Origin of the sequence: Acidovorax sp. SUPP3334 (assembly GCF_030159055.1) — a bacterium.
In the GTDB taxonomy this organism is placed as follows: domain Bacteria; phylum Pseudomonadota; class Gammaproteobacteria; order Burkholderiales; family Burkholderiaceae_C; genus Paracidovorax.
Genome location: NZ_BQXQ01000010.1, coordinates 56,754 through 80,637 on the forward strand (window position 1 = coordinate 56,754; position 23,884 = coordinate 80,637).

The following is a 23,884-nucleotide window of genomic DNA, read 5'->3' on the forward strand; positions in this document are numbered from 1 at the left end:
GGTGCGCGGCCTTTTCTTCTGCTCAGAGCGCCCGCAGTGGTGAGCAGTTCGACCGGGTGGTGCACCGCGCCGCCCCATGGCGCCCCGTGCGCCGCCGAGGCTGACACACATGGAAAGCTACCTCCTCGACTGGGCCAATCTGCTGCTGCGCTGGGTCCACGTCATCACCGCGATCGCCTGGGTGGGCTCGTCGTTCTACTTCGTCTTCCTGGACAGCAGCCTCACGCCGCCGGTCGATGACGAACTGAAGAAGCAGGGCGTGAGCGGCGAACTCTGGGCCGTGCATGGCGGCGGGTTCTACCATCCGGTGAAGTTCGCCGTATCGCCCCCGAAGCTGCCCGCGCACCTGCACTGGTTCTACTGGGAGAGCTACAGCACCTGGCTGAGCGGCTTCGCGCTGTTCACCGTGTCGTACCTGTGGAGCGCGGGCACCTACCTCATCGACAAGTCGCGCATGGACTGGGCGCCGCCCGCGGCCATCGGCGCGGCGCTGGGTTTTCTGGTGGTGTTCTGGCTGCTGTACGACGCGGTGTGCCGCGTGTTCGGGCAGCGCAGGAACGGCGATGCCATCGTCGGCGCGCTCGTGTTCGGGCTGGTGTGCGTGGCGTCGTGGCTCGCCTGCCACTGGTTTGCCGGGCGCGCGGCCTTCCTGCTGGTGGGCGCGATGATCGCCACGGCCATGAGCGCCAATGTGTTCTTCTGGATCATCCCGGGGCAAAAGAAGATGGTGGCCTCCATCCAGGCCGGCCAGCCCGTGGACCCCATCCACGGCAAGCGCGGCAAGCAGCGCAGCGTGCACAACACCTACTTCACGCTGCCGGTGCTGTTCGCCATGCTGTCCAACCACTACAGCTTCACCTGGGGCCACCCGCAGAACTGGCTGGTGCTGATCGTGATGATGTTCGCGGGAGCGGCCATCCGGCAGTTCTTCGTCATGCGCCACGGCCACAAACTGGGGCGCAATGGCAACCCGCTGCCGTATGCGTTGGTGGGGGTGGTGGCCATCGCCGGTGCCATCGTCTGGATGCGGCCCGCGCCGCCGTCCGCTGCCCCGGTGGCTGCAGGAAATGCTACTGATTTGATAGCTAAAGGGGCAGACAATCCGCCGGCATCGGGCACGATCGGCTACGAAAAGCTGCAGCCCGTGCTGGCGCAGCGATGCTTCCTGTGCCACGGCGAGCAGGTGCAGATGAAGAACCTGCGGCTCGATTCGGCCCCCTCGGTCAAGCAGCACGCCCAGGCCATCTACCAGCAGGCCGTGGTGCAAAAGCTGATGCCCATGAACAATGCCACCGGCATGACGGACGAGGAGCGCGACATCGTGCGGCGCTGGTTCGAAGGCGGCGCGCCGGTGCCTTGAGCGCCTTGAGCGGCTCTGTGGCCAGCGGCGCCTGAAACCTTCTCAGTCCACCGCTGCCCGGGCCGCCACCCTTCGGCCTGCCAGCGATGCCCCGGGCCGGGGCGGGAGCGGCGGGTCCGCGCCATTGCCGCTGCCCGCGATCTGGCTGGCGGCATCGATTCGGCTGCCGTTGCCGTTGCCGTTGCCGCCGGCGCTGTCCGAGCCGTCGGCGCGGTCCGGTTCGGCATCGCGCCAGGCCAGGCCGCTGGTCGCCAGCTTGGCGTCGTGCTTGGTCAGGGCGGCGAGGTTGGCCACCTCTTCCGCGTGGGCAATGACGCCGGGCGTGATGCGCACTGCGCCGATCGACAGCGTGGTGCAGGTGAAAAAGCGCTTCACCCCGTGCCGGTCCTCGGCCCAGATGCCGCCGGCCTTGCGCGAGGGTTCGTCGAACAGCGCCAGGGCCTCCTGCGCGAACTCTTCGATGATCTGCTGGCAGCGGTGCAGCCAGTCCGCGCTTTGGAACAGCAGCATGAAGTCGTCGCCGCCCACGTGCCCCACGAAGTCGCGCTGCGCATCGCAATGGGTCACCGCCAGGCGCGCCACGAGGCGGATCATCTGGTCGCCGCGCCAGTAGCCGTAATAGTCGTTGAACGGCTTGAAGTGGTTCAGGTCCGCGTAGCAGGCGACGAACTCGGTGCCGCTGTCCAGCAGGCGCTGCATGTGCAGGCTGATGGGAATGTTGCCCGGCAGGAAGGTGAGCGGGTTGGCATGGCGCGCGGCCTCGATGCGCGCCTCGGTCACGCTGCGCACCAACTGGTCGCCCGTGCCCAGGCCGGCGTAGCGGCCGTTGTCGGTGACGATGAAGCCGTCGTTCAAGCAGCGCTGATCCTGCGAGGTGAGGATGCCCACCAACTGGTCCACATCGCAGTCGAGCTCGACCACGCGCGGCGCGTGGTTGGCGAACGCCATGCAGGGCTTGCGCCCGTGCACTTCGCGAAAGTACAGCGTGGCGTAGTGGTTCATGAACTGCTGGCGGTTGATGAGTGCCACCGGCCGCGTGCCGTCCACCACGGCCAGCGCGTGCAGCTCGGGGTGGGCCTTGAACAGCCCGGCCACCGTGTCGTTGCGGGTGTCCGGCGTGGCCGTGGGCGCCTGCACCACGATCAGGTTGCGCAGAATGCCCGGCCGCACGTTCTGGCCCAGGTGGGGCAGAACGGCCACGCGGCGGTCGCGCAGGGCGTCTTCGGTTTCGATGCCCTCGGCGATGAGCGTGGTGCCGAACACGTCGGCAATGCCTTTGATGGCCTGCAGCATCTGCAGGTTTTCGGGGTGGGCGCTCAGGTCGCGCACGAAGTATTTGTCGATCTTGACGAAGTCGGGCTTGGCCTCGGACCACAGCCGCAGGCTGGAGCGGCCGTCGCCGAAATCGTCCAGCGCCAGGCGCGCGCCGCTGGCATGCACTTCTTTAAGCGCATGGCGCAGCTGGCCCATGTCGGTCACGCGCTCGTGCTCGGTGATCTCCAGCACCACCATGCGCGCCGACACGCCCATGGCCTGCACCGCGTCGGCCAGCGATGCGCCGCCGAACAGCGCCACGCCGCGCACCAGCACGCCCAGCACGCCCCATTGCTGCAGCGCGATGAAGGCGCACAGCAGTTCGAAGTCCTGCAGCAGGTTCTCTTCCTGCGCCCGTTGCAGCAGGGCATCGGGCGTGTGCAGCGGCGTGCCGGCCGGGCCGCGGATCAGCGCTTCGTGCGCGTAGATGCTGCCTTCGCGCAGATCGGCGAGGGGCTGGCAAACGCAATACAAGCCATCGCCGCGCATCCGTTGCGCCAAGGGCCCGGTGCCGCTGCGCGCTGCCGGCGACAGTGCCGCAAGCAAGGCATCGCGCCGGTCCCCGAGGGATGCATCGATCATGGTTACAACCTTACACAATTCACTGCGGACCATAGCGGGGCCGCGTGACAGCGAAATGACAGGTCGTCAGTCGATCGGCCGCGGGTCGCCGCGCAGGTCGGCGTAGTCCACCGCATATTTGACGAGTGCCGCCTGGCCGTCGATGCGCAGCTTGCGCCGAAGGTGCAGCCGGTGCGTCTCCACGGTGCGCACCGAGGTGCCCATGAGCTGGGCGATGCCGCGCGCGGCGAAACCCTCGCCACCGCCCTGGAACAGGCCGCCGACGCCGCGCCCGACACCTTGCGGCTCGTGCTCACGCAACTGGCGCTGGTGTGCCGGCAACTCGCCTCGCTGGAAGCCGTGGCCGCGCAACTGGCAGCCCGTGGGGTGCTGCAGCCGGCATAGCGCCAACGGGCGATCGCAACGGGCGTTCTCTGCTCTGCCCATGCGCTTCACTGCCGGCTCTGAAAGCCCTGGCGCGGGATTTTTGCGGTTTAGTTACGTCGCGTAACCAGAAAGCCGCCGGCCCTGGCGCCGTGCGCGTTTTTTGCGCTGAGAATCCGCAGTTCCGAAAACAAGCGAACACGGACGAGGGAGGTTGCATGAGGGAATTGGTCAAGGTAGACCAGGAGCGGCTGCGCGCGCAGCTGGAGAAAAAGCTGCCGCCGAAGGTGCGGCTGTTTCAGCTCGACGATATCCCCGGCGTGATGCGCTCGCGCATGGGGTGGCCGGTGGCGGCGGCGTTGATGGAGCGGTGGTTTCGCGGGGCGGCTTTCGAGATGCCCGATGCGATGAAGCTGGGCGATGCGCCTCATCAAACCTTCACATTGAATTCTGTACAACTGGATGACAGCACCGTTTCCATGGCCTGGGCGATGGGTTTTGCTCGGGTACGTTCGGCCATCGCTAAATTGCAGGCGCAGTGGGCCAGTCCTGCGGGTTTGTCACTGTTGAAAGATCGGGTGAACAAGCAGGGCATGGGGTGTCCCCGGCAGCCTTGGCGGTTCGGCTTATTGGGCCAATCTGCCAAGGCCGTGGATAAAAGTTGCCAGGTGAATATCTTGAAGGTGGGGCGTTTGAGCGATCCGCTGGACGACTTCTACGGCGCGATGGGGGAGGCGACACTCAAAGTGGCAGTGTCCGGCATCGTCACTTCCAAAGGCGCTGGAAAGACGGCCATCCTGATCGATGAACTGGGCTTTTACTTGCGAGACTCCTACGATTTCAACGATGGCGACCAGCCCTTCCTCTCGCAGCCCCTGGGCTTTTGGGGGTATGGGGGCGTCAGCCGCATCGACCTGGGGGAGCGAGTGTCGATTTCTGAACAGTGGGCGAATGAAACAGAGGCCAAGGCTCGGGGCCATGCCTACTGGGTCCAGAACCAGGACTTTCGCCGATGGCGTGGCATGCACGGACGGGGTGGCGACTTCATTGTCCTGTCCGACGTGCATCGGGTTGGCCTGCCTTTTCCTATATCGCTGGAGTGGTCATGAAACTGCCCGATTTCAAGAAGGTTCCGTGCATCGTCTGGTGCGTGGCGCTGGACCTGCTGCTCCTGGCGGGCTGGTATCTGTCCACCCCCACTTTCCGCTACAGCTACAACAGCCCCCGCATGGCGTATCGCCTTGAGATCTATGACCCGTCCATCCTGCAGCGCATTGTTCATTACGATTTCAGGCTGCCCAAATTTGCCCGCCTGTACCAGGTGGAGCCCCCAGCCCTGCTGGGCGAGAGCGAGGTGGTCGATATGAGCGACGGCAATGGCGAGATCATGTGGTTCGTGGATGCCCCTCAGGATTTGAAAAAAGTGCGAGTTGGCCTCAATGTAGTGTTCGAGAACATTCCGCTGGAATGCGCCGAGCAGGATTTGCATTTGCCCGAATGCCAGAAGAATTTCGGAAAGTGACGGCAATGCTTTCTTCCTTCAAGAAAATTCCGTGCATCGCTTGGTGGCTGGCATTGCACGCCGCCATTTTTCTGGCCTGGTACGTTTCCACGCCGACGCTCTACAACCGCTACAACAGCCCCCGGTATGTTTACCGATTGGACATCTACCACGCCTCCTGGTGGCATCGGGTCACCCACCCCGAGATGAAGAAGCCGGCCGTGGTGCGCCTGCACCGATTCGAGTCCAGGGCGCTGCTCGGCGAAAGCCCGGTGGTCGATCTTTGGCACAACGACGCCATCGTCTGGGACGTGGACACGCCCGGCCCCGTGAACAAGGTGCATGTCGGCCGCGATGTGGTGTTCGAAAAGCTCCCCTCGGAATGCACGCCGCCTTCGCCGCTGCTCAGTTGCGAGGGGCGCTCGTGACGTGCCAGTCGATGCCACTGTGAAAACAGCCATCGGCGCGTCCATCGCCTTGAATTCCATAAAGTGCCATCGTGCAGCGCATGATTCGCCGCGATTGGAAAATGCCCTAATGCCACCGCCTTCGTGGCCCGCATGCTGAGCGAGTACCCGCAGGGTTTCGTGGTCCGCAATGCCGACTTTCCCGTCATCGGGGCGCCGGCCAACCACTACGGCGTGCGCATTTCCACCCACCTGTGGCATGACGCGCGGGACATCGATCTGCTGGTCGATGCCATGTGGGACCTTTCGCGCAAGATCTGACGGCGCGGCCACCATGAAAAAAAGCGCGGGAGGCGACTCCCGCGCTTTTTTTTCATTCGGCCACCGTGGCGCGATGGCGCCGCGCGATGCTCAGAAGCGGTGGCGGATGCCCACGCCGAAGCTGTTGCCCTTGGTCTGCGCCGTGATGCGGTCGTTCATGACCATGGCGTACACGTCGGTGCGCTTGGACAGGAAGTGGTCGTAGCCCAGCGTGAAGGTCTTGCGGTCGATGTCGGTCTGCGTCATTTCGGTCTTGACCCACTCCACCAGCACCTTGCCGGCGGGGCCGACCGGCACTGAGGCGCCCAACTGCACCGTCTTGGCCTTGTTGGTGGTGTTGTCGGCCTTGGCCTGGCCGTAGCTCACGAAGGGCTTGACCATGCCGAAGTCGTAGGCGCCCAGCAGCATCCAGTCGGTCTTCTTGGTGCCCAGGTAGGCATTGGGCACGGCAGGGTTGCTGATCTGGTCGCGCTCGTAAAAGCCCGTCAGCGTGAGAGGCCCGTCGAAATAGAAGAAGTTCGCGCCGAAGTTCTTCTTGCCGTTGTCGCCGGGCTGCTCGCCGAACTGGTACTGGATGTTGGCCGAGAAGCCGCCGAACTTGGGCGTGCTGTAGACGATCTGGTTGCTCCAGCCCGTGTCCGACGGCGTGGTCGCGGCCCAGCCGGTGCCGTTGAACAGCGGCACGTTCATGTGCAGGATCAGCGGCGAGAAGGTGAACGAATCGCCGTACGGGTTGCCCACCACCGACGGCAGGAAGTTGGGCGCCATCCAGCGGCCCAGCATGACCGAGCCGAAGTCGCCCGACAGGCTCACGTTGGCATCGCGCGAGAAGAACGTGTCGTTGGCGAAGCGGCCCTGCGAGCCGTTGTCCACCTTGATGAACGAGGTCAGCAGGAAGTCGGCCTTCAGGCCGCCGCCCAGATCTTCCGTGCCCTTGAAGCCGAACCACGAGGTGGTCAGGCCGCCGCTGTCCACCACGGATTTGCGGCCGGCGTCGCCCGCCATCTTGATCGACCCGGCGAACACGTCGGCCAGGCCGGTGAGCTGTACGGAGCTTTGGGCCTGCGCCCCGGCGGAACATAGCAGCGCGGCGCCCAGCGCCATCCAATTCTTCTTCATACGACTCCTGCGAAAAGGAAATGAGTAGGTGAGTAGGGGAAACGAAAAAGGCGCATGGTTCGAAGGCAGGCCGCCGAAACGTGCCAATTTGCAAATACTTCGTAGCAAGGACCGTGCCTTCTCCATTTCGCGGGTGGGGGAATGGCTTGGGCGGCGGTGAAGGACCGGCCCGGTGCGCCAGGGCACACCGACTTTGACTTCGCTCAACACCCGCCAAGCGGTGCTGCGGTCAAAGTAGCGGCTCTATCTCTATGTTTCCCAGCCCAAGCACCCCCACGCCCCTGAAAACCGAGGTCGCCGCCGGCGAGGTGCTGCGCGAGCGCCACCAGCGGCCGGCCAGCGTGCTGTACCTGGACAGCGGCCGGGTGCTGCTCGGGGTGCGTGAGGACGGGCAGCTTCGGCACCAGTTGGGTGCGGTGCAAGGGCCTTGCTGGCTCGACGCCGCACCGGCGCTGCTCGGCCAGGCCTGCATGGTGGACATGGTGGCGGACACGCGGGTGCAACTGCGCCGCATGCCGCTGGAGGCCTTTCGCAACGGGTTCGAGGCGCTGCCTTCGCCGGCCCGCGCGCTGGTCGTGGACATGGCACGCGGCTACTGCCAGCAGACCGAACTGGCCGTGAGCCGCCTCGCGCAGGATGCCGAAGCCCGCTGCGCCCAGTGGCTGCTGCGGCACGCGCAGCACGACGATTCGGGCGCGTTGCGGGTCACGCTGCACCAGCGCAAGCGGCTCATCGCGGCGCAGCTCGGCATCGCGCCCGAGACGCTCTCGCGCGTGCTGTGGCATCTGCGCGACCATGGGTTGATCGCCGGCACCGGCAGCGTGCTCAGCCTTTTGCAGCCGGGCGCGCTGCAGATGGTGGCCGGGGGCGGCTGAACCGGCGCTTCGGCCCTGATCGGGCGCTGATCGGGCGCTGGCAGAGGCTTCGGGCGCGCGCCTCGCAGGCCATGCGCGAACCGGCCCCCTGCGCACCTGTTGCGCAACTGTTGCGTGCCCGCTGCGTTCCCCTTCGCACCGCGCACGGGCTGCGGCGAGCATGCGGAAACGGCTCAGGGTTTCCCCCGCACCGACCGAGGGTTCCACCCAACCCGGTGCGGCAAAGGCGCTGCGTATATTTATCCGCAACCCCGCCATATTCCGCCTGACAGCATGCACCGCGTCCCTCGCCGTCCCGTTGCCGAAGGCGCTTCGTTCACGGAGCGCCGATGACGCCGCCATCGCACGACGTGCCAGAGGCGGAGCCGGACGCGGCGGACGATTCCCCCGGCTGGCTGCTGCCCGGCGCGCTGGTGCTGCGCCTCATGCTGGTCACCGTGCTGGCCGTGGTGCTGGCCGGCGCGCTCGCCGCGTGGACCGTCTCGCGCGCTGCGGGCGAGCAGGCCATGCACCTGCTGGTGAGCCAGCAGACCGACGAGGTCGAAGTGGTCGCGCGGCTGCTGGCCAGCAAGATCGAGCAGAGCCAGAAAGTCCTCAGCACGGTGGCCGAGGGCATTCAGCCGGTCATGCTCGACTCGCCTTCTTCGCTGGGGTGGCTGCTGCAGCAGGGCCTGCCGGCGGTGCGTTTCTTCGATGCCATGCAAGTGGTGCGGCAGGACGGCACCGTCGCCATCAACCTGCAGTCCGGCCGGCTGGAAAGCGGCTCGAATCTGGACCCCGCCGAGCGCGACAGCCTGCGCCGCACCATGCTGGAGGGCAAGCCGCTGGTCTCCGGACTCATCGGCGGCCGCCCGAGCGAGGCACGGGTGATGTTCACGCTGCCGCTGCACCGTGAAGAGGGCACGGTGGTGGGCGCCGTATCGGGCGTGCTGCGCCTGCAGTCGCAAGGCCTGCTGCCGCCCACCATGTCGCTGCCGGCGCGCAAGGATTCGCGCCTGCTCGTCTTCACGCGCGACGGCACCATCCTGTCGCACCCCGATCCCGCGCGGGTGATGGGCAGCGTGCGCGACGAGCCCGGGCTTTCGGAGGTGTTCGCCCGGTCGCGCGACAAGGAACAGCCCGTGGTGGGCCGTGGCTTCACCGAACGGCTGCCGGGCCACGTGGTGAGCCTGGCCGGCATGCCCATGACGCAGTGGACCGTGGCGCGCGTGAGCGACGCACAGGCGCTGCTCGCCCCGTTGCAGGGCGCGCAACGCCGCGCCGGCTGGCTGGCGGCTGCGCTCATCGGCGTGGCGGCGCTGCTCGCGGTGGCGTGCATGGCCTGGCTGGCCCAGCCGCTGGCCCGGCTGCGCCACCGGGCCGAACGCCTGGGCCTGCACGCGCCGGGCGCCGGCGAAGACGAGGCCTGGCCGCAGGGCGCCGGCGAGGTCGATGCCCTGGCGCTGGCCTGCCAGGGCCTGCTGGACGAGCGGACCAGCACCCAGCGGCAGGCGGGGCTGCTGCGCGGGCAGTTGCAATCCATCCTGGACCATGCCCCCACCGGAATCATCATCACGCGCGGCGAGCGCCTGGACGTGGTGGGCCTGCAGGCCGGCCGCATGCTGGGTTACGAGCCGGCACAGCTGCAGGGCCGGCTGGCGCGCGTGCTCTACGTGAGCGATGCCGAATACGAGCACCTCAAGCGGCGCGTGCGGTCGGAGTTCGCGGCGCACGGCACTTTCGATGGCGACGTGTGCTTTCTGCGCCAGGACGGCAGCGCGGTGTGGGCGCGGGTGCTCGGCCGTTCGGTGCGCGGCATTCCCGGCGGCGCCGGCACGGTGTGGATGCTGGAGGACCTGACCGCCACGCGCGAGGCACGCCGCCGCGAGAACTGGGCCGACGGGCTCGACACCCTCACGCAGCTGGCCAACCGCGATGCGTTCAACCAGCGCCTGCATGCCCTGTTGTCCGACCGCGCCGGCCGCCCCGAAGGCGCCCCCGCGCATCCCGGGCCAGAGGCGGGCGAGGGCGTGGTGCTGTTCCTGGACCTGGACCATTTCACCGTGGTCAACGCGATCGCCGGGCACGACGCGGGCGACGATGTGCTGCGCCACGTGGGCCGCCTCATCGAGACGCAGGTGCGGCCCGTGGGCTGGGCCGCGCGGCTGGGGGGCGACGAATTCGCGGTGGTGCTGCCCGGTTGCCCGCTGGCGCGGGGGCTGGCCATTGCCGAGCAGCTGTGCGCCGCCGTGCGCGCGTGGGAGCCCTCGTACCAGGGGCGCAGCTACACGCTGGGCGTGAGCATCGGGCTGGTGCCGCTTTCCAGCGGCGTGTACGACGTGACCGCGGTGCTGCACGCCGCCGACATGGCCTGCTATGAAGCCAAGCGCGCAGGCCGTGGCCGGGTCGAGGTGCGCTCGGTGCGGGGCGGCCGGACCGTGGCGCGGGCGGCTTGAGGCGAATGATTTCCTCGGGCACCGGCGTTGCCTGTCGATAATCGCCCTCCGTGCGAAACCCACCTTGTTCAATGCTGCGTACCCCGGCCTTCTTCGGTGGGTGGGCGCGTGGCCGGGCCGCCATGCGGTGGGCGCTGGCGTGGTTCGTGCTGTCGCTGGGCGTGGCCATCGCGTCTCCCATCGTGCATCCGAAAGTGGTCGAGTGGGTGTGCAGCAGCGTCGGCTCGGTGACGGCCGTCGTGCGCACCGAGGCGGGCATGGAAGAGGCCGGCGCGGTGCATGCGGACTGCCCGCTGTGCGTGCTGACCGGGCCGCCGGCCCATCCGCCGACGCTGGCGCTGCCTGCGCTGCTCCCCCTGTCGCGGGCGGTCCAGTCCATTCCCGCCGCCCGGATTGCGGCCGCCACCGCGGCGCCGCTCCCGGCCCGCGGGCCGCCGCGGCTCTCCTGACCCTCCCTTTCGACGTCCAAGCGCCTGCCGATGCCTGTCGCCGTGCGCCGCGACGTTCTTTCGCACCGATCGGCGGCGCCCCACAGTGCGCCATAGAGAGCCCTTCATGCAACGACACATTCCGCTGCCCCTCGCGCTGGGTGCAGCGCTCCCCTGGCTCGGCCTGAGTGCCATCGCCCAGGTTTCCACGCCCCCCGATACGGCGGGCACGCGCAGTCCGTCGCTGCCGGCCGTCACCGTCACGGCGCCTGCCACCCCGGCGGCGCAGCGCAGCCCCGGCCTGGCCACCGGAACGGCGGGATCGACGCTGGACACGCCGTTTTCCGTCACCACCGTGCCTGGCGAGCGGGTGCGCCAGCAAGGCGGCACGACGCTGCAGGACGCGCTGCGCAACGTGCCTGGCGCGCAGGCCGATTCGGGGTTCAACGGCTCGCACACGCAGTTCTTCATCCTGCGCGGGGCGGTGACCGACAGCGGAACCGGCTCCAACCGCGTGCTGCGCGACGGCGTGCGGCAGTCCAACTATCCCTACACCCCCGCCTTCGTCGAAAGCGTGGAGGTGCTGCGCGGGCCGGGCGCGGCCCTGGGGGTGAGGAGCGAGCCTGGCGGCACCGTCAACATCGTGACGCGGAAGCCACAGCTGTCGAACTTCGGCAGCGTATTGCTCGGCGCGGGTGGGCTCGGCGCGGGTGGGCTCGGCGCGGGCGGGCACGGCGCGCTGGAAACGTCCGTGGACCTGAACCGTGTGCTGTCGGCCGACCACGAACTGGCCGCCCGCGTGACGGCCACGCGGTCCGACGCCAGCGAATGGCGGCATGTGAAAGACCGGCTGGGCGGCATCCAGGTCGGGCTCGCCCAGAGCGATGGCAACCGCTACCACCTGCGCGCGAGCCTGGAGGCGACCCACCAGACCTACCAGCCCGACTACGGCCTGCCCGCCTTGAATGGCCGGCCGGTGCCGGTGCCCCGTGACCGCCAGCTCGGCGAGCCCTTCGGCGACTCGACCACCAACAACCGCATCTACAGCCTGCACGGCGATGTCGCACTGTCGGCGGACACGCGCTGGGCGGCCGACTTCACGCACCTGCAGGCGCAGTCCACGTCCATCAAGAACCTGCTGAACGGCTCGCCCCTGCCGGGCCAGCCGGCCGGGACCTACGCCAGGGTGTCGGCGTGGGAGCCCGGCACGGAGCGCAAGATCGATTCGTTGTCCACCGCGCTGTCCAGCACCCGCAGCGCGGGCACGCTCACGCACCAGATCTACCTCGGTGCCGAGTATTACAAGGAGACGTTGAACCAGCCGTCGCTCTCGGTGCCCGCGTCCACCAGCCCGCCGATCAACGTGTTCGACCCGGTGTATGGCCGCGTCTCCGCGCCACCGCCCGGTGCGGTGCTGGCGCAAAGCTTGACGACGCAGAACCTCGAATCCTTCGCGGCCTCCGCCCAGGACCAGATCGATGTCGGCGCGTGGTCGGTGGTGGCGGGCCTGCGCTTTGCGCGGCAGCGCTTCGTCTATGGCACGGCGGGCGTGCTGCCGGTGCAGGAATCGCGCTGGAGCCCGAAGCTCGCAGTGCTGCGCCGGCTGTCGGACGCCGACACCGTCTATGCCAACGTGTCCACCGGCACCTCGCCCAACCAGGTGGCGTCTTCATCCAACCAGTCCTTGCCCTCGCGCCGCTCCGCGCAGATCGAGGCCGGCTGGAAATCGCTGTGGCAGGGCGGACTGCTGGTCAGCGACGTGGCGGTCTATCGCCTGGACCAGAAGAACATGATCGCTGCCGACCTGAGCACGCCGCTGAACAACTTCGACTTCACCACCGCCGGCAGTGCGCGCTCGCAGGGCATCGAGGCGTCGCTCACCGGCCAGGTGACCGACTCGTGTCGAGCCACCTGCACGTGAGCCGCTGGATCACGCCGGGGCAGGGACGCAACGCGTTCGCCTGCGCCACCTACCGCTTCTGACTCCGACCGTCCGGCAGCGCGTCCAGCCCGTTCAGCCCGTTCAGCCCGCTCAGCCCACCCAGGGCCCGGAGCACGTTCTCGGCCGTGGCGGGCGCGGTCAACGGCACCGGCTGCCGTGCCGCTTCGGCCGGGCGCGCTGCGGCGATCGCGTTGCGCAGCGCCTCGTACACGCTGATGGCCAGCATGAACGGGGGCTCGCCCACGGCCTTGCTGCCGCCCACGTTGTCTTCGCGGTTCGCCTCGGGCCAGAGCGCCACGGTGAAACGCTCGGGAATGTCGCCCGTGGCCGGGATCTTGTAGGTGCTGGGCGCATGGGTGGTGAGCAGCCCCTGCGCGTTCCACACCAGTTGCTCCGTCGTGAGCCAGCCCATGCCCTGCACGAAGCCGCCCTCGATCTGGCCGATGTCGATGGCCGGGTTGATGCTGCGGCCCACGTCGTGCAGGATGTCCACGGCCAGCACCCGGCTCTCGCCCGTGAGCGTGTCGATGGCCACTTCGGTGCAGGCCGCACCGTAGGCGAAGTAGTAGAACGGCCGGCCGGTGAGCGTGGCCTTGTCGTAGTGGATCTTGGGGGTGCGGTAAAAGCCGTCGCTCCACAGCTGGATGCGATTGGCGTACGCCTCCTTCACCACGTCGCCCCAGGCGCGCACGGAGCGCGGCGTGATCACCTGGCCGCCGGAAAATTGCACCTCGCCAGCGCCGCAATGGTCCAGGCCGCACACGAAGGCGGCGAGGTTGTCGCGCACGTGGCGTGCGGCGAACTGGGCGGCTCGGCCGTTCAGGTCGGTGCCGCTCGATGCCGCCGTGGCGCTGGCGTTGGGCACCTTGCTCGTGTCGCTGGCGGTCACCATCACCCGCGCCAGGGGCACGCCCAGCTCGTCGGCCACGATCTGCGCCACCTTGGTGTGCAGGCCCTGGCCCATCTCGGTGCCGCCGTGGTTCACCTGCACGCTGCCGTCGGTGTACACGTGTACCAGCGCGCCGGCCTGGTTGAACAGCGTCGCGGTGAAGCTGATGCCGAACTTCACGGGCGTGATCGCCATGCCGCGCTTGAGCACCGGGCTGGCCGCGTTCCAAGCCAAAATGGCCTCCTGCCGGCGTTTGTATTGGCTGGAGTGCTCTAGTTTTGGTAGCAGTTCGTGGAGGATGTTGTCCTCCACCGGCATCTGGTAATGGGTGACGTTGCGGTCGGTGGTGCCGTAGAGGTTGCGCAGGCGCACTTCCAGCGCATCGCGCCCCAGCGCCCGTGCGATGTCGCCCAGGATGGCCTCGATGGCGATCACCCCCTGCGGCCCGCCGAAGCCGCGAAACGCGGTATGGCTCTGCGTGTTCGTCTTGCAGCGGTAAGAGGCGATCTCGACGTTTTCGAGAAAATACGCGTTGTCGCTGTGGAACACGGCGCGGTCGGCCACCGGGCCCGACAGGTCGGCCGAAAACCCGCAGTTGGCCGCCATGCGCAGCTTGAGGCCCGTGATGCGGCCCGTGGTGTCGAAGCCCACGTCGTACTCGTAGGCGAACGGATGGCGCTTGCCGGTGACCATGAAATCCTCGTCCCGGTCCAGCCGCAGCTTGACCGGGCGGCCGAATCGGTTCGCCGCCACCGCCGCCCACACGGCCAGGTGGCCGGCCTGCGTTTCCTTGCCGCCGAAACCGCCGCCCAGGCGCCGGCATTCCACGCGCACCGCGTGGTTGTCCAGGCCCAGGGCATGCGCCACCCAGTGCTGCACCTCGCCCGGGTGCTGCGTGCTGGAGTAAATGCACCACTGCCGCTGCTCCAGCGGCAGGGCATAGGCGATCTGGCCCTCCAGGTAGAAATGCTCCTGCCCGCCCACCTCGAAGCGGCCTTGCAGCCGGTGCGCGGCGTGGCCCAGGCCCGCGTCGGCATCACCGCGGCGCACGAACACGGGCGGCAGCACGTAGCTTTCGGCGGCCAGCGCCTCGTGCACGGTGAGCACGGCGGGCAGGGGCGTGATGCGGGGCACCACGGCGCGCGCGGCGCGGCGTGCCTGCATCACCGAATCGGCCACCACCAGGCCGATCACCTGGCCCGCGTGCTGCACGGTGTCGATGGCGAACACGGGCTCGTCGTGCGCGAAGGCCGCCAGCAGTTTGTCGCCCGGCACGTCGGCGCTGAGCACCACGCCGTGCACGCCGGGCAGGGCCAGCGCCGCCGTGGTGTCCACGCCGTCCAGCCGGCCGTGGGCCACGGGGGAGAGGATGGGGGCGGCGTACAGCGTGCCCTTCACCTCGGGCAGGTCGTCGATGTAATGGGCGCTGCCCGCCACCTGGGCACGTGCGCTTTCGTGGGGGTGCGACTGGCCCATGGTGCGGGCCGGGGCGGGCGCACCGTCCGGCGGGCTGGCCTCGGGTGTCTGTGGACCGGCGGCGCCAGCGGCGTTGGCGGCCAGGGCGACCGGATCGTCTTGCGCGTCGCGGCTCAACGGGGCTTCGTCGCGCGGGTTCATGCCAGGGCCTCCGGGCGCAGTTGCTCCAGCGAGATGGGCATGGACAGGAGCGCGGCCTGCTGCGTGGCCTGGCTTTCCAGCCAGAAGCGCCGCAACAGCCCGGCGAGCACGGCGCGGCGGTATTCGCCGCTCGCCCGCATGTCGGAGATGGGCTGGAACTCGCCTTGCAGCGCCGCCGCGGCGCGCTCGACCGTCTCCACGGTCCAGGGCTGGCCCGTGAGCGCGGCTTCGGTCTGCCGGGCGCGCGCGGGCGTGGCGGCCACGCCGCCCGCGCCCAGGCTGGCGCGCTGTACGGTGCCATCGGCCATGGTGAGGTTCAGCACCAGGCACACGGCGGAAATGTCATCGTCGAAGCGCTTGGACACCTTGTACGCCGCCAGCGTTTCGCCAGGGGCGGGCAGTGGCACCTCGATCCGCACCAGCAGTTCGTCCGCCGCCATCACGTTCTGGCGGTAGCCGGTGTACAGGTCTTCCAGCGCCAGCGTGCGTTCGCCGCGCACGCTGGCCAGCACCACGCTGGCGCGCAGCGCGATGAGCAGCGGCATCGAATCGCCGATGGGCGATCCGTTGGCCACGTTGCCGCCCAGCGTGCCCGAGTTGCGCACGGGCAACCCGGCAAAGCGCGTGGCGAAGCGGTGCAGCGTGGGCCAGTGGGCCCGCAGCGCATCGAACGCATCGGCCAGCGGCACGGCCGCGCCGATGCGCAGCCGACCCTCCTGCGTGTCGATGCGGCGCAATTCCCTGGCGCGGGTCACGTCGAGCATCTGCGTGAATTGGCGGTGCTGCTTGGTGATCCACAGCCCCACGTCGGTGGCGCCGGCCACCACCTGGGCGGTGGGGTGCGCGGCGCGCGCGGCCAGCAGTTCGGCCAGCGTTGCCGGTGCCAGGTACGGCTCGTCCAGCGCGGGATTCGGAGCGGGCGCGGTGTGGGCCAGCGACAGCAACTGCTCCAGCAGGCGCGCCTCGTTCACCGGCCTGCGGGGCAGGGCGGCCATCTGCTCGGCCGCGTCCAGGATGGGGCGGTAGCCGGTGCACCGGCACAGGTTGCCCGACAGGTCCTGCACGGCCTGCTCGCGCGTGACGGGGCGGCCCTGGCACACATGGTTCTGGTACATGCCGAACAGGCTCATCACGAAGCCGGGGGTGCAAAAGCCGCACTGCGAGCCGTGGCACTGCACCATGGCCTCCTGGGCGGGGTGCAGCGCCGGGGCGTTCGCCGCGGCGGCGGGAATCAGCGGGTCCTGCGCCAGGTCTTCCACGGTCCACAGCGCCAGGCCGTCGATGGAATGGGCCAGGCGGATGCAGCTGTTCACGGCGCGATAGCGCACGCTGCCGTCCACCGCCTCGCCGAGCACCACGGTGCAGGCGCCGCAGTCGCCCTCGCCGCAGCCTTCCTTGGTGCCGGTGTGGCCCAGGTCTTCACGCAGCACCTCCAGCAGAGTGCGGTCGGGCGGCACATGGGCCAGCGTCACGGGCTGGCCCCTTCGGATGAATCGCAGCGGGCGGGAGAGAGTCATTGCGGTGGGCAGGGCGGGTTTCGGTCGTTGGGGCGGGCTCGCGCCGTTCCAGCACAGGGTAGGGGCCAGAACGCCTGGAGCGCATATGGGCGAGCGTATAACGACCATGCGCCGGGCGCCATGCCTTCGAACCCGCCACCACCTTGCCAGGGTGCGATCGCTGGCTGGCACGGATGCTGCGTCCCCGCCCTGACCCCGGCCACCGGCCGGATGCGGCCCCCCAAGGACCCTCGATGGACATCGACTTCTCGCAACTCGGCGCCTACGAGCACTACAAGCTCATGGCCAGCCTGATCGTGCCCCGCCCGATCGCGCTCATCACCACGCTGGGAGAGGACGGCACGGTGAACGCCGCGCCGTTCAGCATGTTCAACATGCTGGGCGAGGACCCGCCGGTGGTCATGGTGAGCATCAACCGGTTGCAGGGTGGCCGGCTCAAGGACACGGCGGCCAACATTCTGCGCACCGGCGAATTCGTGGTGCACATCACCGACGAGGCCATGGCCCGCCGCATGCATGCCTGCGGCGACGCGCTGCCGCCCCACGAGAGCGAGCTGGCGCATGCCGGACTCACCGCCTTGCCGTCGCGCAGCGTGGCCCCGCCGCGCATCGCCGAGGCGCCGGTCGCCTTCGAATGCGTGCTGCACGAAACCATGGAGACGGCCAGCCGCTGTGTCTTCATCGGCCGCGTGCAATGGCTGGGCATGCACCAGCCAGCCGTGTCGGCGGCGCTGCGCCGGCTGCGGGATCTGGCCGGCGACCCGTTGCTGGTGCGCTCGGGCGCGGCGATGCTGCCCACCGATGCGTGATCGATGCGCACCTCGATTCCCTGGGCCTGCAGCGCCGCATCACCGCGCGCTGCGCGCATTTCAGCCTGATTCCCGAAATCGTCGCGTCGAGCCTGCTGGTGCTCACCACCGGCCGGCAGTTCTGCGAACGCTTCACCGACCGCCTGCCGCTGGCCGTGCTGCCGTGCCCGGTGCCGTTTCCGCGGCTGATGTACTACCAGCTGTGGCATGGCCGGACGCACCATTCGGCGGCGGCCATGTGGTTGCGCGACACCGTGCGCACCGTGGCGGCATCGCTACGAAAACCATAGCTGACAATGCATGAAGGACGTGCGCGGCATTCCAGTTTCGTGACCAACCGCCCTTGAAAATAAAGAGACAATCGCCCGAATGAATTCCTCCCACACCTCTCCCGCAGCCGCCGCGCCGGTGCCGCGCCTGCAGCTGGCGGGCATCACGAAGCGCTATCCGGCCGTGGTGGCCAACAGCGGCGTGTCCCTCACGGTGCAGCCCGGCGAGATCCACGCCGTGCTGGGCGAGAACGGCGCGGGCAAGTCCACGCTGATGAAGATCATCTACGGCGCGGTCAAGCCCGACGAAGGCAGCCTGCACTTCAACGGCCAGCCCGTGGCCATCCGCAACCCGCAGGAGGCGAGGGCGCTCGGCATCGCCATGGTGTTCCAGCATTTCAGCCTGTTCGACACCCTCACCGTGGCCGAGAACGTGTGGCTGGGCCTGGACAAGCGCCTGCAGCTGGCCGAGGTGACGCGCCGCATCACCGCCACGGCGGCCGAGTACGGGCTGGACATCGACCCCGCGCGCCCCGTGCACACCCTGAGCGTGGGCGAAATGCAGCGCGTGGAGATCATCCGGGCGCTGCTCACCCAGCCGCAGTTGCTGATCCTGGACGAGCCCACCTCGGTGCTCACGCCCCAGGCGGTCGAAAAGCTTTTCGTCGTGCTGCGCAAGCTCGCCAGCGAAGGCTGCAGCATTCTGTACATCAGCCACAAGCTGCACGAGATCCGAGCGCTGTGCACCGCCTGCACGGTGCTGCGCGGCGGCAAGGTGACCGGCGTGTGCAACCCGGCCGAAGAATCCAACGCATCGCTGTCGCGCCTGATGATCGGCGCCGAGCCGCCAGCGCTCACCCACCGCCCCGCGCACCTGGGCGAGACGGTGCTGCGCGTGCAAGCGCTGTCGCTGCCGCGCATGGACCCCTTCGGCGTGGACCTGATCGAGCTGGGCTTCGAGGTGCGGGCCGGCGAGGTGGTCGGCATTGCGGGCGTGTCCGGCAATGGCCAGAAAGAACTGCTGTACGCCCTGTCGGGCGAGGACATGCGCGCCCAGCCCGCGATGGTGCAGGTGGCCGGCCAGGCCGCCGGCCGCATGAACCCGCGCCGCCGCCGCGCGCTGGGCCTGCATTTCGTGCCCGAGGAACGGCTGGGCCGCGGGGCCGTGCCCACCATGGGGCTGGCGCACAACCTGCTGCTCACGCGCAGCAACAGCGTGGGTCCGGGTGGCTGGCTGCGCACCGGCGCATTGCAGGCGCATGCGCGCGCCATCATCGAACGCTTTCACGTGAAGGCGGGCGGCCCGCATGCGGCGGCCCGGTCGCTGTCGGGCGGCAATCTGCAAAAGTTCATCGTGGGCCGCGAGATCGACGCCAACCCCAGGCTGCTCATCGTCTCGCAGCCCACCTGGGGCGTGGACGTGGGCGCGGCCGCGCAGATCCGCGGCGAGATCCTGGCGCTGCGCGACGCGGGTTGCGCGGTGCTGGTGCTCAGCGAAGAGCTGGACGAACTGTTCGAAATCTGCGACCGCCTGCATGTGGTGGCCAAGGGGCGCCTGTCGCCTTCGGTGCCGCGCGCCGAGGCCACGGTGGAGCGCATCGGCGAATGGATGAGCGGGCTGTGGCATGCCGACGTGCAGTCGCACCTGGCCCGGGCCGAAGCGGCGCGTGCACCAGCGGAGGCGGCCCATGCTCAAGCTTGAACCCCGTCCCCAGGCTTCGCGCTGGTGGACCTACGGCTCGCCGGTGCTCGCGCTGGCCGTCACCGTGCTCATCGGGCTGGCGCTGTTCGCCGCGCTGGGCAAGGACCCCGTGCGCGGGCTGCAGGTGTTTTTCTGGGAGCCCATCAAGAGCCAATACGCCATCGGCGAGCTGATGGTCAAGGCCACGCCGTTGCTGCTGATCGCACTGGGCCTGGCCGTGTGCTTTCGCTCCAACGTGTGGAACATCGGCGCCGAAGGGCAGTTCGTGATCGGCGCGGTGGCGGCGGGAGGCATCGCGCTGCTGGCCGACAAGACCACGGGCCCGTGGATCGTGCCGGCCATCTTGCTGGCCGGCGTGCTGGGCGGCATGGCCTGGGCCGGCATCACGGCTCTGCTGCGCGACCGCTTCAACGCCAACGAAATCCTCGTGAGCCTGATGCTGGTCTATGTGGCCACGCTGGTGCTGGGCTACCTGGTCTACGGCCCGTGGAAAGACCCGATGGGCTACAACTTCCCGCAGACCAAGACCTTCGAGCGCGTGACGCAGATCCCGCGGCTCATGCAGGGTTCGCGCGTGTCCATCGGCCTGCTGCTGGCGCTGGCGAGCGCCGCGGCGCTGTGGGTGTTCCTGTTCCGCACGCGGGCGGGCTTTGCGCAGCAGGTGGGCGGCCTGGCCCCGGCGGCGGCGCGCTACGCGGGCTTTTCGTCGCGCCGGGCGCTGTGGACGGCGCTGCTCGTCTCAGGCGGTGCGGCGGGCCTGGCGGGCGCGCTGGAAGTGGCGGGGCCCATCGGGCAACTCACGCCGTACGTGCCGGCGGGCTACGGCTTCGCGGCCATCATCGTGGCGTTCGTGGGGCGGCTGCACCCGGTGGGCATGGTGTTTTCGGCGGTGCTGATGAGCATGTTCTACATCGGCGGCGAACTGGCGCAGTCGCGCCTGGGCCTGCCCAAGTCGCTCACGGGGGTGTTCCAGGGCCTGCTGCTGTTCACCCTGCTGGCGTGCGACACGCTCATCGCCTACCGCGTGCGGTGGGTCGGGTCCCAGGGGAGGGCCGCTTAAATGGAATCGTACGCACTGCTTTTAGGCGCCACGCTGAGCGCGGGCACCGTCCTTGCCATCGCCGCGCTGGGCCTGCTCATCAACGAGAAGGCCGGCATCGTGAACCTGGGGGCCGAGGGCATGATGCTCTGCGCCGCCATCGCGGGTTTCGCGACCGTGGTGCACACGGGCAACACCTGGCTGGGCTTTGCGGCCGGCATGGCGGCGGGGGCGTTCCTCGCGGCGATCTTCGGCGTGCTGGTGATCTGGCTCAACACCAACCAATACGCCACGGGATTGGCGCTCAGCCTGTTCGGGGTGGGCTTTTCGGCCTTCGCCGGCATCCGCTACGTGCAGGCCAAGCTGCCGGAGCTGCCCAAATACGCCGTGCCCGGGCTGGGCGACCTGCCCATCGTCGGGCCCGCGCTGTTTCGCCAGCACCCCATCGTGTACCTCACCATGGCGCTGGTGGCGGGGCTGGTGTGGTTCCTGTACCGATCGCGCGCCGGCCTGGTGCTGCGCTCGGTGGGCGAGTCGCCCGAATCCGCGCATGCGCTGGGCTATCCGGTGCGGCGCATCCGCCTGGCGGCCGTGGTCGCGGGCGGGGCGCTGTGCGGGCTGTCGGGCGCGTACATCTCCACGGTCTATACGCCGCTGTGGGTGGAGGGCATGGTGGCCGGCCGCGGCTGGATCGCGCTGGCCCTCACCACCTTCGCCACCTGGCGGCCGGCACGGGTGTTGCTTGGTGCCTACCTGTTCGGCGGCGTGACCATGCTGCAGTTCCACTTGCAGGCCACCGGCGTGCAGGTGGCCAGCCAGTTGCTGAGCATGCTGCCCTACGTGGCCACCATCGTGGTGCTGGCGCTGATCTCGCGCAACCCGGCCTGGATCCGCGTGAACATGCCCGCGTCGCTCGGCAAGCCGTTCCATCCCGGGTCGTGACCCGCACGGCAGGCGCGGCGCCGTGCCGCGCCCCGATAATTTATTTTTCGTTGCTTTCCCCCTCACTTTTTTCCTCGAAGGAACCGACATGACCGATCTGCACAAACGCTCGCTGCTCAAGGTGGCTGCGCTTTCCGCCGTGGCGGCCGCCGCCCTGGCCGGCTGCGGCAAGAAGGAAGAGCCGGCGCCCGCGCCCGCCGCCGCTCCGGCCCCCGCCGCCTCCGCACCCGCTGCCAAAGCCGAGCCTTTGAAGATCGCCTTCGCCTACGTGGGCCCCGTGGGCGACGGCGGCTGGTCTTTCGCGCACGACAACGGCCGCAAGGCGCTGGAGAAGGAATTCGGCGACAAGGTGCAGACCAGCTTCGTCGAAAGCGTGCCCGAGTCGGCCGACGCCGAGCGCGTGCTGCGCGACATGGCCAGCCAGGGCAACAAGCTGATCTTCGGCACCACGTTCGGCTACATGGAGTCGATCCAGAAGATCGCCCCCGACTTCAAGGACGTGAAGTTCGAGCACGCCACGGGCTACAAGACGGCCGAGAACGTGCGCACCTACGACAGCCGCACCTATGAGGGCGCGTACATGGCCGGCGTGATCGCCGGCGCCATGACCAAGACCAACACGCTGGGCGTGGTGGGCTCGGTGCCGATCCCCGAAGTGATCCGCAACATCAACAGCTTCACGCTGGGCGCGCAGTCGGTCAATCCCAAGATCAAGACCAAGGTGGTGTGGGTGAACGAATGGTTCAGCCCCCCGAAGGAAACCGAAGCCGCCACGTCGCTCATCAACGGCGGCGCCGACGTGCTGTTCCAGAACACCGACTCGCCCGCCGTGCTCAAGACCGCGCAGGAAAAAGGCAAGCGCGCCTTCGGCTGGGATTCCGACATGACGGCCTACGGCCCCAAGGCCCACCTGGCCTCCGCCGTGATCAACTGGGGCCCGTACTACATCAAGGCCACCAAGGACGCGCTGGGCGGCACCTGGACGACCGGCCAGAGCTGGTGGGGCGTGAAGGAAGGCGCGATCGATCTCGTCTCCATCGCCGAAGACGTGCCCGCCGACACCAAGGCCAAGGTCGAGCAGGTGAAGGCGGGGCTGAAAGACGGCAGCTTCTCGATCTGGAAGGGTCCGATCGCCGACAACGCCGGCAAGGAAGTGCTGGCGAAGGACGCCGTGGCCGACGACAAGTTCCTGGGCGGCGTGAACTTCTATGTGAAGGGCGTCGAGGGCACGGTGCCCGGCGGCGACAAGAAGTAAAACGCCGGGTGCCGGCGCAGCGCGCGGGGGGGCGCGGGCCGGCACCGGGTTGCACTGCGGCGGCGGCAAGGCATCATCGGGCTACCGCCGCCGCCGTGAAGAGCGCGGCATCAACGTTTGGAGCCGCCCCATGTTCAAGGTCCCCCCGATCCCCGCCCAGCACCTGCCTGCATTGCTGCGCCGCATGCCCAAGGCCGAGCTGCACATCCACATCGAAGGCTCGCTCGAGCCGGAACTGATCTTCGCCCTGGCGCAGCGCAATGCCATCACCCTGCCGTATGCCAGCGTGCAAGCGCTGCGTGCCGCCTACGCCTTCACCGACCTGCAGAGCTTTCTGGACATCTACTACGCGGGTGCCAGCGTGCTGCTGCACGAGCAGGATTTCTACGACATGGCGTGGGCGTACCTGGACCGCGCCGCGGCCGACAACGTCGTGCATGCCGAGATCTTCTTCGACCCCCAGACCCACACCGCGCGCGGCGTGCCGATGGCCACCGTGATCCATGGCCTGCACCGCGCCTGCGCCGAGGCGCAGCGCACGCTGGGCATTTCCTCGGCACTGATCCTGTGCTTTTTGCGCCACCTGAGCGAGGAAGACGCCCTTGAAACGCTCGAACAGGCCCTGCCGCTGCGCGAGCATTTCATCGGCGTGGGCCTGGACAGCAGCGAGGTCGGCCACCCGCCGGAGAAGTTCGCGCGCGTGTTCGCACGCTGCCGTGAACTGGGCCTGCGCCGCGTGGCGCACGCGGGCGAGGAGGGGCCGCCGGCCTATATCTGGAGCGCGCTCGACGTGCTGAAGGCCGAGCGCATCGACCATGGCGTGCAGGCCGTGCACGACCCGGCGCTCATGCAGCGCCTGGCCGCCGAGCGCATCGCCCTCACCGTGTGCCCGCTGTCCAACCAGAAGCTGTGCGTCTTCCCCGACCTGGCCGACCACAACCTGCGCGCACTGCTGGACGCCGGGCTGGCCGCCACGGTGAACTCGGACGACCCGGCGTATTTCGGCGGCTACATCAACGAAAACTTCACGCAGCTGTTCGCTGCGGACCCGCTGCTGACGGCGCGCCATGCCTACCAGCTGGCCTTCAACAGTTTCGAGGCGAGCTTCGTCCCGGAAGCCGACAAGCATGCGTGGGAGCACCGGCTCAAGACGTGCTTTCAGCAAAGCGTGGAGCAGGATTACTGAGGCATCGCAAAG

At 68.6% G+C, this 23,884-nt stretch carries 18 protein-coding genes and 3 pseudogenes; 16 read left to right on the plus strand and 5 right to left on the minus strand.

Going from position 1 to position 23,884, the window contains the following annotated elements:
- Window positions 1–109: 109 nt before the first annotated feature.
- On the plus strand, window positions 110–1,360 hold the full coding sequence (locus AVHM3334_RS07575; protein ID WP_284411035.1) for a urate hydroxylase PuuD: 1,251 nt from the start codon (window positions 110–112) through the stop codon (window positions 1,358–1,360).
- Between the two features lie 42 nt (window positions 1,361–1,402).
- Here AVHM3334_RS07575 and AVHM3334_RS07580 read toward each other — a convergent pair whose 3' ends face one another.
- Together AVHM3334_RS07580 and AVHM3334_RS07585 are read right to left on the minus strand one after the other, a co-directional pair.
- A complete protein-coding gene (locus AVHM3334_RS07580; RefSeq protein WP_284411037.1) occupies window positions 1,403–3,256 on the minus strand; it encodes an EAL domain-containing protein in 1,854 nt (617 codons plus the stop codon).
- Window positions 3,257–3,322: 66 nt separating this feature from the next.
- A pseudogene (locus AVHM3334_RS07585) lies at window positions 3,323–3,496 on the minus strand (LuxR C-terminal-related transcriptional regulator); the annotation flags it as partial.
- Between the two features lie 341 nt (window positions 3,497–3,837).
- Here AVHM3334_RS07585 and AVHM3334_RS07590 point away from each other — a divergent pair.
- From AVHM3334_RS07590 to AVHM3334_RS07605, 4 genes and pseudogenes are all read left to right on the plus strand, one after another.
- On the plus strand, window positions 3,838–4,728 hold the full coding sequence (locus AVHM3334_RS07590) for a DUF6402 family protein (RefSeq protein ID WP_284411039.1): 891 nt from the start codon (window positions 3,838–3,840) through the stop codon (window positions 4,726–4,728).
- A complete protein-coding gene (locus tag AVHM3334_RS07595; protein WP_284411041.1) occupies window positions 4,725–5,141 on the plus strand; it encodes a hypothetical protein in 417 nt (138 codons plus the stop codon). The genes AVHM3334_RS07590 and AVHM3334_RS07595 overlap by 4 nt, the downstream gene beginning before the upstream one ends.
- Before the next feature lie 5 nt (window positions 5,142–5,146).
- Window positions 5,147–5,548, plus strand: a complete 402-nt coding sequence (locus AVHM3334_RS07600; protein ID WP_284411043.1) for a hypothetical protein — start codon at window positions 5,147–5,149, stop codon at window positions 5,546–5,548.
- A 111-nt stretch (window positions 5,549–5,659) separates the two neighbouring features.
- Window positions 5,660–5,848 (plus strand): annotated as a pseudogene (locus AVHM3334_RS07605) (aminotransferase class V-fold PLP-dependent enzyme); the annotation flags it as partial.
- 90 nt (window positions 5,849–5,938) lie between these two features.
- Here AVHM3334_RS07605 and AVHM3334_RS07610 read toward each other — a convergent pair.
- Window positions 5,939–6,967 (minus strand): porin, encoded by a 1,029-nt coding sequence (locus AVHM3334_RS07610; protein WP_284411045.1) that lies wholly within the window; start codon window positions 6,965–6,967, stop codon window positions 5,939–5,941.
- Window positions 6,968–7,218: 251 nt separating this feature from the next.
- Here AVHM3334_RS07610 and AVHM3334_RS07615 point away from each other — a divergent pair, with 251 nt between their 5' ends.
- The 4 genes from AVHM3334_RS07615 to AVHM3334_RS07630 all read left to right on the plus strand — a co-directional run bounded on the left by AVHM3334_RS07615 (window position 7,219) and on the right by AVHM3334_RS07630 (window position 12,626).
- Window positions 7,219–7,842, plus strand: a complete 624-nt coding sequence (locus tag AVHM3334_RS07615; RefSeq protein ID WP_284411047.1) for a Crp/Fnr family transcriptional regulator — start codon at window positions 7,219–7,221, stop codon at window positions 7,840–7,842.
- Between the two features lie 329 nt (window positions 7,843–8,171).
- The gene (locus tag AVHM3334_RS07620; RefSeq protein WP_284411049.1) at window positions 8,172–10,277 is read left to right on the plus strand and encodes a sensor domain-containing diguanylate cyclase; all 2,106 of its coding nucleotides are present in this window, start codon (window positions 8,172–8,174) and stop codon (window positions 10,275–10,277) included.
- A 71-nt stretch (window positions 10,278–10,348) separates the two neighbouring features.
- Window positions 10,349–10,726, plus strand: coding sequence for a hypothetical protein (locus AVHM3334_RS07625; RefSeq protein WP_284411051.1), 378 nt, complete (start codon window positions 10,349–10,351; stop codon window positions 10,724–10,726).
- Between the two features lie 106 nt (window positions 10,727–10,832).
- Window positions 10,833–12,626, plus strand: a complete 1,794-nt coding sequence (locus tag AVHM3334_RS07630; protein WP_284411053.1) for a TonB-dependent receptor — start codon at window positions 10,833–10,835, stop codon at window positions 12,624–12,626.
- Window positions 12,627–12,675: 49 nt separating this feature from the next.
- Here AVHM3334_RS07630 and xdhB read toward each other — a convergent pair whose 3' ends face one another.
- Together xdhB and xdhA are read right to left on the minus strand one after the other, a co-directional pair.
- Window positions 12,676–15,153, minus strand: a complete 2,478-nt coding sequence (gene xdhB / locus AVHM3334_RS07635) for a xanthine dehydrogenase molybdopterin binding subunit (RefSeq protein WP_284411055.1) — start codon at window positions 15,151–15,153, stop codon at window positions 12,676–12,678.
- Window positions 15,150–16,670: a xanthine dehydrogenase small subunit gene (gene xdhA / locus AVHM3334_RS07640; RefSeq protein WP_284411057.1), complete on the minus strand. Its 1,521-nt coding sequence runs from the start codon at window positions 16,668–16,670 to the stop codon at window positions 15,150–15,152. Before xdhA ends, xdhB begins: the two co-directional genes overlap by 4 nt.
- A 233-nt stretch (window positions 16,671–16,903) precedes the next feature.
- Between xdhA and AVHM3334_RS07645 the strand changes: the two genes are divergently transcribed.
- From AVHM3334_RS07645 to AVHM3334_RS07675, 7 genes and pseudogenes are all read left to right on the plus strand, one after another.
- The gene (locus AVHM3334_RS07645; protein WP_284411058.1) at window positions 16,904–17,479 is read left to right on the plus strand and encodes a flavin reductase family protein; all 576 of its coding nucleotides are present in this window, start codon (window positions 16,904–16,906) and stop codon (window positions 17,477–17,479) included.
- Window positions 17,470–17,769 (plus strand): annotated as a pseudogene (locus tag AVHM3334_RS07650) (LysR substrate-binding domain-containing protein); the annotation flags it as partial. The gene AVHM3334_RS07645 and the pseudogene AVHM3334_RS07650, both read left to right, overlap by 10 nt.
- A 79-nt stretch (window positions 17,770–17,848) precedes the next feature.
- Complete coding sequence (locus tag AVHM3334_RS07655; protein WP_284411062.1) at window positions 17,849–19,450, plus strand: ABC transporter ATP-binding protein; 1,602 nt, start codon at window positions 17,849–17,851, stop codon at window positions 19,448–19,450.
- On the plus strand, window positions 19,437–20,510 hold the full coding sequence (locus AVHM3334_RS07660; protein ID WP_284411064.1) for an ABC transporter permease: 1,074 nt from the start codon (window positions 19,437–19,439) through the stop codon (window positions 20,508–20,510). The genes AVHM3334_RS07655 and AVHM3334_RS07660 overlap by 14 nt, the downstream gene beginning before the upstream one ends.
- A complete protein-coding gene (locus AVHM3334_RS07665; protein WP_272551493.1) occupies window positions 20,511–21,431 on the plus strand; it encodes an ABC transporter permease in 921 nt (306 codons plus the stop codon). It begins immediately after the preceding gene.
- Between the two features lie 88 nt (window positions 21,432–21,519).
- Entirely contained in the window at window positions 21,520–22,686 is a 1,167-nt protein-coding gene (locus AVHM3334_RS07670; RefSeq protein ID WP_284411067.1) for a BMP family ABC transporter substrate-binding protein, read from the plus strand.
- A gap of 130 nt (window positions 22,687–22,816) precedes the next feature.
- Window positions 22,817–23,872 carry an adenosine deaminase gene (locus AVHM3334_RS07675; protein ID WP_284411069.1) on the plus strand — a complete coding sequence of 352 codons (1,056 nt, stop codon included), beginning with the start codon at window positions 22,817–22,819 and terminating at the stop codon, window positions 23,870–23,872.
- The last annotated feature ends 12 nt before the right edge of the window (window positions 23,873–23,884 follow it).

What these genes read in the sequence shown, in the direction of transcription:
- AVHM3334_RS07675 (WP_284411069.1), top strand. Translation starts at nt 22,817, where the DNA reads ATGTTCAAGGTCCCCCCGATCCCCGCCCAGCACCTGCCTGCATTGCTG.
- AVHM3334_RS07630 (WP_284411053.1), top strand. Translation starts at nt 10,833, where the DNA reads ATGCAACGACACATTCCGCTGCCCCTCGCGCTGGGTGCAGCGCTCCCC.
- AVHM3334_RS07600 (WP_284411043.1), top strand. Translation starts at nt 5,147, where the DNA reads ATGCTTTCTTCCTTCAAGAAAATTCCGTGCATCGCTTGGTGGCTGGCA.
- AVHM3334_RS07645 (WP_284411058.1), top strand. Translation starts at nt 16,904, where the DNA reads ATGGACATCGACTTCTCGCAACTCGGCGCCTACGAGCACTACAAGCTC.
- AVHM3334_RS07595 (WP_284411041.1), top strand. Translation starts at nt 4,725, where the DNA reads ATGAAACTGCCCGATTTCAAGAAGGTTCCGTGCATCGTCTGGTGCGTG.
- xdhB (WP_284411055.1), bottom strand. Translation starts at nt 15,153, where the DNA reads ATGAACCCGCGCGACGAAGCCCCGTTGAGCCGCGACGCGCAAGACGAT.
- AVHM3334_RS07575 (WP_284411035.1), top strand. Translation starts at nt 110, where the DNA reads ATGGAAAGCTACCTCCTCGACTGGGCCAATCTGCTGCTGCGCTGGGTC.
- AVHM3334_RS07655 (WP_284411062.1), top strand. Translation starts at nt 17,849, where the DNA reads ATGAATTCCTCCCACACCTCTCCCGCAGCCGCCGCGCCGGTGCCGCGC.
- AVHM3334_RS07615 (WP_284411047.1), top strand. Translation starts at nt 7,219, where the DNA reads ATGTTTCCCAGCCCAAGCACCCCCACGCCCCTGAAAACCGAGGTCGCC.
- AVHM3334_RS07665 (WP_272551493.1), top strand. Translation starts at nt 20,511, where the DNA reads ATGGAATCGTACGCACTGCTTTTAGGCGCCACGCTGAGCGCGGGCACC.
- AVHM3334_RS07620 (WP_284411049.1), top strand. Translation starts at nt 8,172, where the DNA reads ATGACGCCGCCATCGCACGACGTGCCAGAGGCGGAGCCGGACGCGGCG.
- AVHM3334_RS07610 (WP_284411045.1), bottom strand. Translation starts at nt 6,967, where the DNA reads ATGAAGAAGAATTGGATGGCGCTGGGCGCCGCGCTGCTATGTTCCGCC.
- AVHM3334_RS07590 (WP_284411039.1), top strand. Translation starts at nt 3,838, where the DNA reads ATGAGGGAATTGGTCAAGGTAGACCAGGAGCGGCTGCGCGCGCAGCTG.
- xdhA (WP_284411057.1), bottom strand. Translation starts at nt 16,670, where the DNA reads ATGACTCTCTCCCGCCCGCTGCGATTCATCCGAAGGGGCCAGCCCGTG.
- AVHM3334_RS07580 (WP_284411037.1), bottom strand. Translation starts at nt 3,256, where the DNA reads ATGATCGATGCATCCCTCGGGGACCGGCGCGATGCCTTGCTTGCGGCA.
- AVHM3334_RS07660 (WP_284411064.1), top strand. Translation starts at nt 19,437, where the DNA reads ATGCTCAAGCTTGAACCCCGTCCCCAGGCTTCGCGCTGGTGGACCTAC.
- AVHM3334_RS07670 (WP_284411067.1), top strand. Translation starts at nt 21,520, where the DNA reads ATGACCGATCTGCACAAACGCTCGCTGCTCAAGGTGGCTGCGCTTTCC.
- AVHM3334_RS07625 (WP_284411051.1), top strand. Translation starts at nt 10,349, where the DNA reads ATGCTGCGTACCCCGGCCTTCTTCGGTGGGTGGGCGCGTGGCCGGGCC.